12 protein-coding genes are annotated in these 15,008 nt (G+C 58.6%); 7 read left to right on the top strand and 5 right to left on the bottom strand.

Going from position 1 to position 15,008, the window contains the following annotated elements:
* Nucleotides 1-20: 20 nt before the first annotated feature.
* Both ACQR3R_RS09805 and ACQR3R_RS09800 read right to left on the bottom strand, forming a co-directional pair.
* Complete coding sequence (locus ACQR3R_RS09805; RefSeq protein WP_428271877.1) at nucleotides 21-1,445, bottom strand: undecaprenyl-phosphate glucose phosphotransferase; 1,425 nt, start codon at nucleotides 1,443-1,445, stop codon at nucleotides 21-23.
* Nucleotides 1,446-1,764: 319 nt separating this feature from the next.
* Entirely contained in the window at nucleotides 1,765-3,087 is a 1,323-nt protein-coding gene (locus tag ACQR3R_RS09800) for a hypothetical protein (protein WP_428271876.1), read from the bottom strand.
* Nucleotides 3,088-3,367: 280 nt separating this feature from the next.
* On the opposite strand from ACQR3R_RS09800, the gene ACQR3R_RS09795 reads away from it, so the two are divergent.
* A complete protein-coding gene (locus ACQR3R_RS09795; RefSeq protein WP_428271875.1) occupies nucleotides 3,368-3,757 on the top strand; it encodes a c-type cytochrome in 390 nt (129 codons plus the stop codon).
* 46 nt (nucleotides 3,758-3,803) lie between these two features.
* Nucleotides 3,804-5,294, top strand: a complete 1,491-nt coding sequence (locus ACQR3R_RS09790) for an aldehyde dehydrogenase family protein (RefSeq protein ID WP_428271874.1) — start codon at nucleotides 3,804-3,806, stop codon at nucleotides 5,292-5,294.
* 63 nt (nucleotides 5,295-5,357) lie between these two features.
* On the opposite strand, the gene ACQR3R_RS09785 is transcribed toward ACQR3R_RS09790, so the two are convergent.
* Both ACQR3R_RS09785 and ACQR3R_RS09780 read right to left on the bottom strand, forming a co-directional pair.
* A complete protein-coding gene (locus tag ACQR3R_RS09785; protein ID WP_428271873.1) occupies nucleotides 5,358-6,542 on the bottom strand; it encodes a beta-ketothiolase BktB in 1,185 nt (394 codons plus the stop codon).
* 166 nt (nucleotides 6,543-6,708) lie between these two features.
* A complete protein-coding gene (locus ACQR3R_RS09780) occupies nucleotides 6,709-7,308 on the bottom strand; it encodes a helix-turn-helix domain-containing protein (RefSeq protein WP_428271871.1) in 600 nt (199 codons plus the stop codon).
* 284 nt (nucleotides 7,309-7,592) lie between these two features.
* On the opposite strand from ACQR3R_RS09780, the gene glnT reads away from it, so the two are divergent.
* From glnT to ACQR3R_RS09755, 5 genes are all read left to right on the top strand, one after another.
* A complete protein-coding gene (gene glnT / locus ACQR3R_RS09775) occupies nucleotides 7,593-8,927 on the top strand; it encodes a type III glutamate--ammonia ligase (RefSeq protein ID WP_428271870.1) in 1,335 nt (444 codons plus the stop codon).
* Between the two features lie 170 nt (nucleotides 8,928-9,097).
* Entirely contained in the window at nucleotides 9,098-9,979 is an 882-nt protein-coding gene (locus ACQR3R_RS09770) for a class II glutamine amidotransferase (RefSeq protein WP_428271869.1), read from the top strand.
* A 9-nt stretch (nucleotides 9,980-9,988) separates the two neighbouring features.
* Nucleotides 9,989-10,672 (top strand): GltB/FmdC/FwdC-like GXGXG domain-containing protein, encoded by a 684-nt coding sequence (locus ACQR3R_RS09765; protein ID WP_428271868.1) that lies wholly within the window; start codon nucleotides 9,989-9,991, stop codon nucleotides 10,670-10,672.
* 16 nt (nucleotides 10,673-10,688) lie between these two features.
* Nucleotides 10,689-12,017, top strand: a complete 1,329-nt coding sequence (locus tag ACQR3R_RS09760; RefSeq protein WP_428271867.1) for a glutamate synthase-related protein — start codon at nucleotides 10,689-10,691, stop codon at nucleotides 12,015-12,017.
* 229 nt (nucleotides 12,018-12,246) lie between these two features.
* Nucleotides 12,247-13,587 (top strand): ammonium transporter, encoded by a 1,341-nt coding sequence (locus ACQR3R_RS09755; RefSeq protein ID WP_428271866.1) that lies wholly within the window; start codon nucleotides 12,247-12,249, stop codon nucleotides 13,585-13,587.
* Nucleotides 13,588-13,646: 59 nt separating this feature from the next.
* On the opposite strand, the gene ACQR3R_RS09750 is transcribed toward ACQR3R_RS09755, so the two are convergent.
* The gene (locus ACQR3R_RS09750; RefSeq protein WP_428271865.1) at nucleotides 13,647-15,008 is read right to left on the bottom strand and encodes a cytosine permease; all 1,362 of its coding nucleotides are present in this window, start codon (nucleotides 15,006-15,008) and stop codon (nucleotides 13,647-13,649) included.

Here is a 15,008-nt window from a genome sequence, read left to right as displayed (position 1 = left end):
GGCCAAAGGCTCAATAGGGATCAGTAGGCATGCTTGCCGGAGAACGCAAACACTGTTCTTGCAAGGATGACGAAATCGAGCCAAAGCGACCAGTTGTTGATGTACTCGATGTCCGAATCAACCCGCCGAATCATCTGCTCGATATCCTTTGTCTCACCGCGATAACCACGCACCTGGGCCAGGCCGGTAATGCCGGGTTTGATGTTGTGGCGCGCGAAATAGTCCGAGATATCGGGCGAGTACTGCACGTCGTGTTGAATCGCGTGCGGTCGTGGTCCAACCAGCGACATTTCGCCCATCAACACGTTAAACAGCTGCGGCAATTCATCGAGACTGGTTCGCCGAATAAAGGCGCCAATCCGGGTAACGCGGGGGTCATTTTTCTGTGCTTGCTGGACGACGCCGTCCGAGGGCTGATGCACGACCATGCTTCTGAATTTCCAGATCCGGAAGCTCTCGCCGCTCCAGCCCATGCGTTCCTGCCGAAAGAACACCGGCCCCGGGCTATCGAGCTTGATCGCAATGGCGACCATCGCCAGCACGGGGGCGGCAATCAGCAGGATCAGCGAGGTCAGGACCTTGTCTTCGAGGTTCTTCAAGAACAGCCGCATACCCATCAGCGGCGTTTCCGAGAGGGTCAGCACCGGAATACCGGCAATCTCACGAACGCTGTGATTGATCAGGCGCAACGAAAAGATGTCCGGCACCCAGTTCACCGAGATGTGTTTATCGAACAGCCTCAGGTAAACATCCTTGATCACCTCCGAACCACCCAGCGGCGTCACGAAATACACGGTACGAATGGAGTGGCGCACGACCAGTTCATCAAGGTCGGAAATATCGCCCAGAATTGTCAGGCGTTGTGCACTTTGCGAGCCGTCCTTACCGCGATCTTCTTCGCTACCCATCGACACGCAACCGACGATCCGCTCACCCAGCCACGGGTTGTTGCTGATTTTTTTGTATAGGTACTTGGCCAGTTCGCCTGTGCCGATGATCAGCGCGTTTTCCAATTGCGTCGGATGGGCCAAGAACTTCTTTTGCATCTCGCGCGTCGCCAGGTGCAACAGCAACTGCGCCAGGTAGCCAAGAACAAATAACTCTCCGACTAATAAACGTGAGTACGTCTCACTTTGTTTAGTCAGAAACGCCATGGCGACGAGAAAACCAAAGGTTGCGGTCCATGCTTTTAGTAGCTTGAAGGCTTTGACGGTAAAACCGACGTTGCTGCGGTAAATCGCATAGTGGTCGTACACCACGGCCAATGCCCCGAGTAGCAGCAGGAGCATGATCACGTAGTCTTGCGAGATGTAGCCGATATGATAATTGATCAAAAACCAAGCGACACCAGTTACAGCAACACAATCCAGGCCGGCTTGAATAACGGTGCTGGTGCTGCTTCTTCGCTGCAAAACGGAACGGGTATTGTTTGGTTCAAAAATCATTGTTTAGACCTCATTTGCTTTCCCTTGCGCTCGGTGATGACGAGATTCAGGTCGACACAGTCCTCGGTTGAAAGCGTTGGCGCCACCGGCTAGCTGCTCGTACGTGTGACACGTCAATCACCCGCCAGGAGGGTTGATCCGGGCGGGTGGTGCGTGTGCTGTCACTTTAGCACTACTGTGCAATCATTTACTCAAATCGCTGGAGCTTCATACAACATCCAGGCGTAAAAATGAAGCCCGCCAGAAGATGCCGAATGAAAGCTATTGAGACGCATCTGCGGTGTTGAGCGCAGAGGAGGGGCCGTGGCCCCGGTCGGGCTTAGAACGAGGTCGCGAATACCACTTGGCTGTACAGGTTTTTGTCGTTGTTGCCCAGTTGAGTTCCGCCCTGTGCGGCGCTTTTTTCGGGCTGATACAGGCCAATCAACGGCATCACCGTGAGGTGCTCGTTGAGGTGCCATTCAGCGTACAGGTCGACTTCATGACCATCGGTATTGCCGAGGTTGCGGTCGATGGTGTCGAAATTGAAATACATCGCGCCCACGTTGAGGTTTTCCAGGGGGGAGACTTTCAACGTCACGTTCTGGATCCGCGAGTTGCTGTTGAAAGGGCCGGCATAGTTGCCGGCCACTTCACCCTGGAACCAGGTGCCATAGCCGCGGCTGAAACCGTAGAACAAGGTGTCGTAACCTTCCGAAAACCGGCTGTAGCGATAGCTGACATTCGGTGCCCAGACGACATCGGCAAAGGTCCATCCGGCTTCGAGGTACCAGGCGTCTTCGTTGCCGGCGTGTGGTTTGTCTTGCCTTGCGTACTCACCCGAGAGGAACAGGTTTTTCACCCCGGCATTGCCTTGGGCGCGCAGGCTGTAGGTTTTCATGCCGTCGCGCTCCAGCTGCGCAGGGGACGCGTATTGCTCGTCGATATCGGTGGTGTCGACGTAGGTCAAACCGACGGTGCCCTCTGGCGCGACATGCTCCAGGGTGCCCACATACATTTCGGTTTTGGCCTGTGCGCGATTGTCCGACTTCAGCCACATCAGGTCACTGCGCCAGCCTTCCTTGCCACCCAGGCGCAACACGGCGGTCTGGTCAAAGTCTTTGCGCGCGGCGAGGTAGTACGCACCGCCACGGTTGAATTCGCCGTCGGCCAGGCCCTTGCCAATGTTCAAAGCATCGCCGTCAATCAAAAAGCCGTCACCCACCACAATGTTCTGGCGGCCGAAGGACAGGTCGACACCGTCATCACCCAGTGCCCCAAACAGCTTGCCTGAACGCCAGCCGAGGTAGGCGTCTTCGAATCGGGTGGTGCGTTCCGTACCGTCACTGAAACCTGCCGCGTCGCCGTCACCCCAGGTTCCGGAGCTGAGCAGGTTCGCGGCACCGTACGCGGTGCCCGCATTGCCCAGGCCTTTATCGAAACTCAAGCCGTATTTGATGTAGCCCTCGCGCCACGAGGAGGAGCCCTGATCGAGACGGCCGGAAGGGGCGTAGTTTTCCTGGCTGTGGAAAATACCGAATACAGCCTCCAGCGTGGCGTTCAAATGGCTGTCGCTGTCGGCATACAGTTCATACGCGCACGCGTTGCCGGCGTTAACCATCAGCGCGAGAGTCGAGAGACGAAGCAAAGGGGATTTGAGCATGGTGTGGCATCCGTTCTTGTTCTTGAGCGCAGGTTTGCGGTCTTTTCAGATACTAATGCCGGGTTTTTTTTTGCCCTGTTGCGTGGTTGCCAAAGAGTTGGCTGTGCTTGCCAAAATGCCCGGTTTGGCAGCCCAGCCAACACGACTGGCACGCAGGGAAAAACCTGCCTGCCTGTGACCATCGACAATCCGTACCAACCCAGCCGATGCGCCTCGCATCGGCATTTTTAGTGTTGGTGTTCGTCGGCTGACGAATACGCGGATCTGAAGGTCGTTTCTTATGTTCATCTCGCTGCGATTGCCCCTTGCGGGTTTGCTTTCATTGACTTTGGTGCATGGCGCAATGGCTGCCGATTGCGTACCTGACCAAGGTCATGGCGCTCAGGTGTTCGCCAATGAATGCGCTGTGTGCCATTCGGTCACCAAGAACGCGACCGGGATGATGGGGCCAAACCTGGCAGGCGTGGTCGGGCGCAAATCCGGCTCGCTGGCAGGCTTCAACTACTCCCAGGCGATGCGCAACAAAGACATCAACTGGCAAATCGAGACCCTCGAGCAATTCATCACCCAACCTCAGGCCTTTGTGCCAGGCACCTACATGCCGTACATGGGCCTGGCCTCTGCCGACGACCGGCAGGCCGTCGGGTGTTACCTCAAAGAACAACAGTAATCAGCCGGTTTCAGGCTGAAAAACGCGTCTAAGTCAAAGGTGATTTATGAGCAACGTGGAAATTCTGCCGCAGGTAGCTGCCTTTATTAACCGTCGTCATGGCTGCTTCATCGATGGCGAATGGGTGTTTGCCGAGGGACCAAGCCTCGCCGTGCTCAACCCGGCCAATGGTCAAACCCTGTGCCAGACAATGGACGCGCCACTGGAGGTGGTTGAACGTGCGGTGCAGTCGTCGCACGCCGCGTTCAAATCCGGCGTCTGGTCCGGGCTGCGTCCGGCTGATCGCGAACGCATCCTGCTGAACTTCACGCGCCTGGTGGAGGCACACGCCGAAGAGTTGGCGCAGCTTGAAACCCTGAGCCAGGGCAAGTCGATCAACATGGCGCGTGCGCTGGATTTGAACGCCACCGTCGAGTTCATGCGCTACATGTCCGGTTGGGCCACCAAGATCGAAGGGCAGACGTTCGATGTGTCGATTCCATTGCCGCCGGGGGCCAGGTTCACCGCGTTCACCAAGCGCGAACCGGTGGGCGTGGTGGTCGGGATTGTGCCGTGGAATTTCCCGTTGCTGATCGCTGCCTGGAAGTTGATGCCGGCGCTGGCCACCGGTTGCACCGTGATTATCAAACCTGCAATGGAAACCCCGCTGAGCGCCATGCGTCTTGCGGAACTGGCCCTTGAAGCGGGTATTCCGGCAGGCGTGTTCAACGTGGTGACCGGTGGTGGTGCCTCGGTGGGCGGTGTGCTGACCGCGCACCCGCTGGTCAGCAAAGTGTCTTTCACCGGTTCTACCGCCGTCGGCAAAAGTGTCGGTGTGGCGTGCATGACCAACATGACGCGTTTCTCGCTGGAGCTGGGCGGCAAAAATCCGATGATCGTGCTCGCCGATGCCGACATCGACAAAGCCATTCAAGGTGCGATCCTCGGTGGCCTGTTGAACAATGGTCAGGTCTGCGCGGCGGCCTCACGCTTCTACGTGCATCGCTCGATCCACGACACGTTTGTCGAAGGGCTGGCAGCTGCGGTCTCGGCGATGCCGATTGGGGACGGCATGAACTGCGAGGCCGCGATCAATCCGTTGGTGTCGCGCAAGCAACAGCAAGCGGTGCTCAAACACATTGAACTGGCGCGTAAGGAAGGGGCTCGCGTGGTGTCGGGCGGCGAGTTGCTTGAAGGTGACGGTTTTTACGTGCAGCCAACCATTCTGGCCGACATTGACCACAGCATGACGGTGGCCCGTGAAGAGGTTTTTGGCCCGGTGTTGGGGGTCATGCCGTTTGACGACGAAGACGCCGTCATCGCATTGGCCAACGACAACCGTTATGGACTGGCAGCCAGCCTGTGGACCAACGACCTCGGTAAAGCGATGAACCTGGTGCCGCGCATCGAAGCCGGTACGGTCTGGGTCAACGCGCATGTGCTGCTCGACCCGGCAATGCCGTTCGGTGGCGTCAAGCAATCGGGGATGGGCCGCGAGTTTGGACGTGCCGTCATCGAGGCGTATACCGAGCTGAAATCGGTGTGCATCGCACACTGATCCAACCGCAGCAGAGCTGACAATTACGGCGCCCACATCGGGCGCCGTAATTTTTTTGCTGTATCAGACGCGTTCGAACAGTACGGCGATGCCCTGACCGCCGCCGATGCACATGGTCGCCAGCGCGTAACGGCCCTGAACACGCAGCAGTTCGTGAATCGCCTTGGTCGCGATGATCGCACCGGTGGCGCCCACCGGGTGGCCGAGTGAAATGCCCGAGCCGTTTGGGTTGACCTTTGCCGGGTCAAAGCCCAATTCCTGTGCCACGGCGCAGGCTTGTGCGGCGAAGGCCTCGTTGGACTCGATAACGTCCAGGTCTGCCACGGTCAGGCCGGCACGCTTGAGAACCAGGCGAGTCGCCGGAATCGGTCCCAGGCCCATCAGTTCCGGTTCAACACCGGCATGCGCGTAACCGACCACGCGCACCATTGGCTTGAGGCCGTGTTCGCGAACCATTTCACCCGTGGCCATGATCAGTGCACCCGCACCGTCGTTCAGGCCCGAAGCGTTGCCAGCGGTGACGCTGCCGTCTTTCTTGAAGGCCGGTTTCATCTTGCTCAGTTGCTCGGCGCTGACGTCGCCGCGCACGTGCTCGTCCGTGGCAAACGTCACGGTGCCTTTGCGGGTGGCGATTTCAATGGGCACGATCTGACCGGTAAAACGACCTTCGGCAATTGCCCGTGCAGCACGCTGCTGGCTGACCATCGCCAGTTCATCCTGAGCCTGGCGGGTAATGCCATAACGCTCGGCGACGTTTTCTGCGGTGATGCCCATGTGGAAACCGGCGAACGGGTCTTGCAATACGCCCAGCATGTAGTCGATGGCTTGCATGTCACCCATGCGAGCGCCCCAACGTGCTTGCGGCAGCAAGTACGCGCCACGGCTCATGGACTCGACGCCACCGGCCAGCGCCGCGCCTGCATCGCCCAGCATCAGGCTTTGTGCGGCGCTGACAATCGCCTGCAGCCCGGAACCGCAGAGGCGGTTGACGTTGAAGGCTGGCGTTTCTTTCGGCAGGCCGGCGTTCATTGCCACGGCGCGGGAGAGGTAGGCGTCCCGGGCTTCGGTGGGAATCACATGGCCCATGACGGCATGGCCGATATGCTCAGGCGCCAGGCCTGCGCGTTCGATGGCGGCGCGGCAGACATCGGTCGCCAATTGAATCGGCGGCACATCCTTGAGCGAGCCACCGAAGCTGCCGATGGCGGAGCGGACGGCACTGATCACAAAAATATCGGTTGGGTTCATGCGGGTTCCCCTGGAACTGTCCTGGATTTGGGTGCGCGTGGGCACAGTATTTGGGGTGCAAGTCTAGGGTCGGCGAGGTTTTTGGCCTATGCCGAAACTGCTCAAGGGCCGTGGTGTTTTTTGCCAGAGCGGCGCCGCGATCAAGCGGCAGGCGAGCCGCATTCAGTCACTCTTTGTCATTGCCATAATTCATGATCGACAACAGCCGAATCGGCACCTGCACCAGTTCCTCCGGGCCATGGGGGATTTCGCCTTCAAATGTCAGGCTGTCACCTGCCTCCATGCGGTACAGCTGATTGCCGTGGCGATAAATCAGCTCGCCTTCCAGCAAATGCAGAAACTCGGTGCCTGGGTGAGAGAAGGTCGGAAACTCCTCGCTGGCGTCATCCATGCTCACCATATATGCCTCGAAACTTTTCTTCGGCCCGCGGGTGTGATTGAGCAAGTGATAGGTGTGGCCTTTCTCGGTGCCGCGCCGAACCACTTCCATGCCCTGATCGGCCTTGACCAGCAGCGCGCTGCCATCTTGCTGATCGTACTCACTGAACAACTTCGACATGGGCAAGCCGAGCACATCGCACAGACGGCTGAGCGTATCGAGACTGGTGGACACCTGGGCGTTTTCAATCTTGCTCAACATGCCCTGGCTGATGTCGGCAATCTTCGCCACGTCAGAGAGTTTCAAGTCTTGCGCCTGGCGTTGGCGTTTGATCTGCAGTCCCAGGTATTGCTCGAGCTTGAGGCGTGGGGCGGTTTCGGTCGACATGGTCATCAAGTCCTGCACACTTTCCGTTCAGTAATATTAGTTTCGCACTAGGAAAGTGCAAATCGATAATAATTCCACCAGCTGTTGGGCTGGCGTATTCCCACAAGGAAAAGAATTTTCCCATATATACAGCACAAAAGCGCTTTTTACGGCGTTGGAGCGCTTCAGTCACGAATCTGGCAAGGGCTTTGCATTCCTAAAGGGAAACTAACTTTCTTTTTAGGAATAAAAAGTCGGTTAAGGCCTATCCACAATGGTTTGCCTTTCGCGAGGAGTGACGAGCAATGTTGCCAGCAGAAACCCAGCGCATCATCGACAAGCACGGGATCAAATACGTGCTTGCGCAGTTTGTCGATATTCATGGTGCGGCCAAAACCAAATCGGTGCCGATTTGTGGGCTCAAAGCCGTGGCTGAAGAGGGCGCTGGTTTTGCCGGCTTCGCGATCAGTGGCATGGGCATGGAACCGCACGGTCCGGACTTCATGGCTCGCGGCGATTTATCGACCCTGACGCCGGTGCCCTGGCAACCGGGTTATGGCCGGGTCGTGTGCATCGGTCACGTCAACGGCGAGCCTCATCCTTTCGACAGCCGCTATGTATTGCAACAGCAGGTCGAGCGCCTGACGGCCAAGGGCTGGACGCTTAATACCGGGTTGGAACCAGAGTTCAACCTGATGCGGCGCGACGAATTCGGCAAGCTGCAATTGGTGGATCCCAGCGACAACCTCGACAAGCCTTGCTACGACTACAAAGGCCTGTCGCGTTCGCGCATGTTTCTTGAGCGTCTGACCGAAGCCTTGCAGGCAGTGGATTTCGAGGTCTACCAAATCGACCACGAAGACGCCAACGGCCAGTTTGAAATCAACTACACCTACAGCGATGCGCTGACCTCGGCGGACCGCTTTACCTTTTTCCGGATGGCCGCGGGCGAGATCGCCAACGAGCTCGGAATGATCTGCTCGTTCATGCCCAAGCCAGACCCGAAGCGCGCCGGCAATGGCATGCACTTTCACCTGTCGATCAGCAGTGCCGACAACAAGAACATGTTCCATGACGCCAGTGATCCGAGCGGCATGGGCCTGTCGAAAATGGCGTATCACTTCGCTGCCGGCCTGCTGGCCCATGGCCCGGCGCTGTGTGCGTTCGCCGCACCCACGGTCAACTCCTACAAGCGCCTGGTGGTCGGCAACTCGTTGTCTGGCGCGACCTGGGCGCCAGCCTTTATAGCCTTCGGTGCCAACAACCGTTCAGCCATGGTCCGCGTGCCTTACGGGCGGCTCGAATTCCGCCTGCCGGACGCGGGTTGCAACCCGTATCTGGTCAGCGCCGCCATCATCGCCGCCGGCCTCGACGGCATCGACCGTCAGCTGGAAATCGACCACGTCTGCAACGAAAACCTCTACAGCCTGAGCCTGGAGCAGATTGCCGCACGGGGTATCAAGACCTTGCCGCAATCACTCAAGGAAGCCTGCGACGCACTTGAAGCCGACCCCCTGTTTGCCGAGGTCCTTGGCCCGCAGATCGTTGGCGAGTTCATCAAGCTCAAGCGTATGGAATGGGTGGAGTACAGCCGCCATGTGAGTGATTGGGAGGTGCAGCGCTACACCGAATTTTTTTGAGGTTGCCGGGCGGCAGCAACACGTCGCAAGCGTCAGGCCGTACGTAAAGCGGTTTGGGGCGTGGCACAAATGATCATATCAACGCGGTCAACTTGCGGCTTACCGCTCGCAACTTGTCGCTCCCGAACGAAGTGAGTGCTGCTGTTATGTGTGGAATCGTAGGTCTTTATTTGAAAAATCTGCAGCTGGAATCCCAGCTCGGCAAGCTCTTTGAGCCGATGTTGCAAGCCATGACCGACCGTGGCCCGGACAGCGCCGGTTTTGCGATTTATGGCGATGAAGTGGCGCAAGGCTGGGTCAAGCTGACCCTGCAGGCAACCACCGAAAGCTTCGACTGGAAAACCCTGATGGGTGAACTCGAAGAGCGCCTCGGCTGTTCACTGGACGGGTTCCAGAATGCCAGCGCGGCGGTGCTCAAGATCAACGCCGCCGAGGCGCCAGTGCGTGCGGCCCTCGCTGAACTGGCGCCGAGCGTGCGCATCATGAGCGCCGGGCAGAGCATCGAAATCCTTAAAGGCATGGGCTTGCCGCAGGAAATTTCCAGGCGTTTCGGCCTGGCCGGCATGAAGGGCAGCCACATCATCGGCCACACCCGCATGGCCACTGAAAGTGCGGTGACCATGGAAGGCAGTCACCCGTTTTCCACGGGTGCCGACCTGTGCCTGGTGCACAACGGCTCGCTGTCGAATCACTTTCGCCTGCGTCAGGAACTCAAGCGCGAAGGCATCCATTTCGAAACTGACAACGACACCGAAGTCGCGGCCGGTTATCTGACCTGGCGCTTGCAGCAAGGCGATTCGTTGAAGGAAGCGCTGGATCATTCGCTTGAGGACCTGGACGGTTTCTTCACCTTTGCTATTGGCACCCGCAACGGTTTTGCGGTTATCCGCGACCCGATTGCCTGCAAGCCAGCCATCCTTGCCGAGACTGACGACTACGTCGCCATGGCCTCCGAATATCAAGCCTTGTCGAGCCTGCCAGGCATCGAGAACGCAAGAATCTGGGAACCGGCACCGGCCACTTTGTACCTCTGGGAACGCGAGACAGCTTAAGGAGCGCACATGAAAACCATCGATCTTTCCACTGCTACCGTGCGTGACCTGAATCAGGCGCTGCACGACCAGGTTAACAACGTTACCGAACACGAGTGGGTGGTGACTCACGCCAATGGCAAACACAACCTCGCTGTCGGGGTGAATGAAGCGGTGTCCATCGATATTCAGGGGCACGCCGGCTACTACTGCGCCGGCATGAATCAGAAGGCCTCAATCACCGTGCACGGCAACGTCGGCGTGGGTTGCGCCGAGAACATGATGAGCGGTTACGTGCGGGTCAAAGGCAGCGCCTCCCAAGCGGCCGGCGCGACAGCTCATGGCGGTTTGCTGGTGATTGAGGGCGACGCCGGCGCGCGGTGCGGCATTTCCATGAAAGGCATCGACATTGTGGTGGGTGGGAGCATTGGCCACATGAGCTGCTTCATGGGCCAGGCCGGGCGCTTGGTGGTGTGCGGCGACGCCGGCGATGCGCTGGGTGATTCACTGTACGAAACCCATATCTACGTCAAAGGCAATGTCGAGTCGCTGGGCTCCGATTGCATCGAAAAAGAGATGCGCGCCGAGCACCTGCAGGAGTTGCAAGCGTTGTTGAACACGGCCGGTTTCAACCACAAAGCGGCCGACTTCAAACGCTACGGCTCGGCCCGTGAGCTGTACAACTTCAAAGTCGATAACGCCTCTGCGTACTGATCCAGGAGAACACAACATGAGTGAGAAAACTGCACCGGTACTGCGCGAGTCCGCCACTTTCGATCGCCTGACCATCCAGGAAATCCAGCGTGCCGCCGAGACCGGCATCTACGACATTCGCGGCGGCGGCACCAAACGCAAGTTGCCGCATTTCGATGACTTGCTGCTGCTCGGCGCCAGCGTTTCGCGCTACCCGCTGGAAGGCTATCGCGAGAAGTGCGGCACCGATGTGATCCTCGGCAATCGCTTTGCCAAGAAGCCGATTCACCTGAAGATTCCGGTGACCATTGCCGGCATGAGTTTCGGTGCGTTGTCGGCCAATGCCAAGGAAGCCCTGGGCCGTGGTGCGACCATTGCTGGCACCAGCACCACCACCGGTGACGGCGGCATGACCCCGGAAGAGCGCGGGCAGTCGCAGCATCTGGTCTACCAATATTTGCCGTCGCGTTACGGCATGAACCCGGACGATCTGCGCAAGGCTGACGCGATTGAAATCGTGCTGGGGCAGGGCGCCAAACCGGGGGGAGGCGGCATGTTGCTCGGCATGAAAGTCACTGAGCGTGTGGCCGGCATGCGCACGTTGCCAATCGGTGTCGACCAGCGCAGCGCCTGCCGTCACCCGGACTGGACCGGCCCGGATGACCTGGCAATCAAGATTGCCGAGCTGCGGGAAATCACCGATTGGGAAAAACCCATCTACGTCAAGATCGGTGCCAGCCGACCTTACTACGACGTCAAGCTCGCGGTAAAAGCCGGGGCTGACGTGATTGTGCTCGACGGCATGCAGGGCGGAACCGCAGCCACTCAGGAAGTGTTTATCGAACACGTCGGCATCCCGATTTTGTCGGCCATTCCACAAGCGGTACAGGCTTTGCAAGAAATGGGCATGCACCGCAAGGTTCAACTGATCGTTTCCGGCGGTATTCGTAACGGTGCCGACGTGGCCAAAGCCATGGCGATGGGGGCGGATGCGGTGGCCATCGGCACGGCTGCACTGATCGCACTGGGCGACAACCATCCACGACTGGACGAGGAACTGAAAAAAATCGGCTCGGCGGCTGGTTTTTACGATGACTGGCAGAACGGTCGCGACCCGGCCGGGATTACCACGCAAGACCCGGAGCTGTCGAAACGACTGGACCCGGTCGAAGGTGGCCGGCGTCTGGCCAACTACCTGCGGGTGATGGTGCTGGAGGCGCAGACGATGGCCCGGGCTTGCGGCAAGTCGCACTTGCACAACCTCGACCCAGAGGATCTGGTTGCGCTGACCGTCGAGTCTGCCGCCATGGCCCGGGTTCCATTGGCAGGAACAAACTGGGTACCGGGCTCCGGTACCGGTTACTGACAAAACCCGTGGCGAGCGAGCGTGCTCGCGCTGGGCTGCGAAGCGGCCCCAAGACTCTTTGCGATTGCTACGCACTCGAGCGCTAGCAAGCTCGTTCGCCACAGTTATAAGCGGGTCTGAAAGACCGCGGCATGTTCATTCAACGACCAAGAGGTCTCTCAAGAGGCCCATGCTCACTCACTTCGCTCGCTGCCAGACCCTTTCCATTTCTTTTGCAGGAGCTTTGAACATGGTCAATCGTCTTCTCGGCAAATCCCTTCTTGTCTTATTGGCGACCGGCACCCTCGCGCCGCTCGCCCAGGCGGCCGACGCACCCACATTGAACACTGGCAGCACTGCCTGGATGGTGACCGCCGCGGTGCTGGTGCTGTTTATGTGTTTGCCAGGCCTGGCCCTGTTTTATGGCGGTCTGGTGCGGGCGAAAAACATGCTCTCGCTGTTTACCCAGTGCTTCGGAGTCGCCGGGCTGGTCGGCGTGCTGTGGGTGATTTACGGCTACAGCATGGTGGTGGACAGCACCGGCATGGTTGAAGGGCAAGTGACGTTCAACAGTTTTGTCGGTGGTTTAAGCCGGGCGTTTCTGGCGGGCATGACGCCTGAGAGCCTGGTCGGTGACATTCCGGAAGGGGTGTTCGTAACCTTCCAGATGACCTTCGCCATCATCACCCCGGCGCTGATTGCTGGCGCATTCGCCGAGCGCATGAAGTTCTCGGCGGCACTGTGGTTCATGGCGCTGTGGTTCATGGCGCTGTGGTTCACCCTGGTTTACGCGCCTGTGGCCCATATGGTCTGGGGTGGTTCGGGGGCGTTGATGCATAACTGGGGTGTGCTCGATTTCGCCGGCGGCACCGCCGTGCACATCAATGCCGGTGTTGCCGCGTTGGCCGCGTGCCTGATTCTGGGCAAGCGCAAGGGTTATGAAAATACCCCGATGCCGGCACACAACCTGAGCTTGACCATGGTCGGTGCGGCGATGCTGTGGGTCGGCTGGTTTGGGTTCAACATCGGTTCCGGTGGCGGCCTTAATGGCACCTCTGGCATCGTCATGCTCAACACGCAACTGGGTGCCTGCGCGGGCATTCTTGGCTGGATGTTCACTGAGTGGTTCAAGGTCGGCAAACCAAGTGCGCTCGGTCTCGCCAGTGGTGCCTTGGCGGGTCTGGTGGGCATCACTCCGGCGTGCGCGTATGTCGGCGTCGGTGGTGCGTTGGCCATCGGCCTGTTATGCGGCGTGTTCTGCTACCTGAGCGTCACCGTGCTCAAACGTCGCTTCGGTTATGACGACAGTCTGGACGTGTTCGGCTTGCACGGTATTGGCGGGATGATCGGCGCGGTATTGACCGGGGTGTTTTGCGTTCCGTCGATGGGTGGCCTGGTCGAAGGCGTGACCATGGGCGCTCAGGTGGTGGCGCAAATCAAAGGCGTGTTGCTCACGACCGTGTATTGCTTTGCCATCAGTTGGGTAATCCTCAAGGTGATCAATGCGGTGATCGGCTTGCGTGCCGATGAATCAGTGGAGGAAATGGGGCTGGACCTGGCCGAGCACAACGAGCGGGCCTACAACCACTAACGTAATGGCTGAATACACGACGCCGGCCCTGAGCCGGCGTCGTGCTTTTCAACGACTGGTTACAACGCCGGGTTCACCTCGGCTGTGCGTTTTCCCAGCTTCATCAGCCAGTAATAACCCAACGCCGGCACCAGCAAGCCGATGATCCATGCCAGGTCTACACCGTCCAGCGCCGTGGCCATCGGGCCTACATACAGGGTGGTGTTCATGAATGGAATTTCCAGCGCTATCGCCAACACAAAACTGCCGCAGGCGATCCAGTTGATGCGCCCGTAGATACCCTGCATGTCGAAGATGTCGGCGATCCGGTACTGACCTTTGCGCAGGCAGTAGTAGTCCACCAGGTTGATCGCGGTCCACGGGATCAGGAAATAGCTCATGAAGAAGATGAAGTTGAGGAAGAAGTTGATGAAATCGTCCTGACTGATGGTGCACAACGCGGTGGCCAACACGCTGATCAGCAACATGAACAGACCGCGCACCCTGGGCGTTACCTTGAACCGTGCAAACGGTTCGATCACGGTGATGGTCGACATGAATGCGCCGTACAGGTTGAACACGTTGATCGAGACCTGTCCGTAGAGGATGAACACGAACAACAGCACCGCGCCGCTGCCGAATAGCCCGGCAACATGCCCGCCGACATTGGCCGAAAAGTCAGTGATACCCACACTGAGAATCGCGCCGAGGATCATCATCCACGCGCCACCGGTGACTGTGCCGACGTAGCTGTACCAGAACACTTTTGCGGTCGAGGTCTGGCTCGGCAAATAGCGCGAATAGTCCGCGACATAAGGCGCGTACGACAGCTGCCAGGTCACGGCGATACTCACCGCCGCCAGAAACTTCGACAGCGAAAATCCGCTCGGCAACCACTGTTCTGCCGCGATCGGCAATTGCAACGCCAGCACCGTGGCGGCGCAGAACACCAGTAACGACAGCAACGACAGCAGCTTCTGCAGCCGATGGATCAAGCGATAGCCATACAGTGCGACAACGAAGCACAACGCGCCAATCAGGTAGATGTTGCCTGTCACCGGCAATGGGCTGACGGTTTCCAGCGCCTGGGCAGCAAGCAAGGTATTGCTAACGAAAAACCCGAGGTAAATCAGCATCACAAACAGCAACGGCAGCACCGCGCCCAGTACACCGAACTGCGCGCGGCTCTGGATCATCTGCGGGATCCCCAGTTTCGGCCCTTGCGCCGAATGCGATGCCATGAAAATCGCGCCCAACAGCGAGCCGACGAGGATCGCCAACGCGCTCCAGAACAGGTTGAGCCCCATCACCACCGGTAACACGCCCGAGGCAATGGTGGTGATGTTCATGTTGGCGCCAAACCAAATGAAAAACAGTGAGCCGGGTTGGCCATGGCGCTCGGATTCAGGAATGAAATCGATGCTTCTTTTTTCGACTTGCAT

This window comes from Gordonia sp. IEGM753 (assembly GCF_050321825.1).
Taxonomy (GTDB): domain Bacteria; phylum Pseudomonadota; class Gammaproteobacteria; order Pseudomonadales; family Pseudomonadaceae; genus Aquipseudomonas.
Note: the sequence above shows the minus strand (reverse complement) of the source record. Positions and strands in the feature narration are given on the sequence as shown.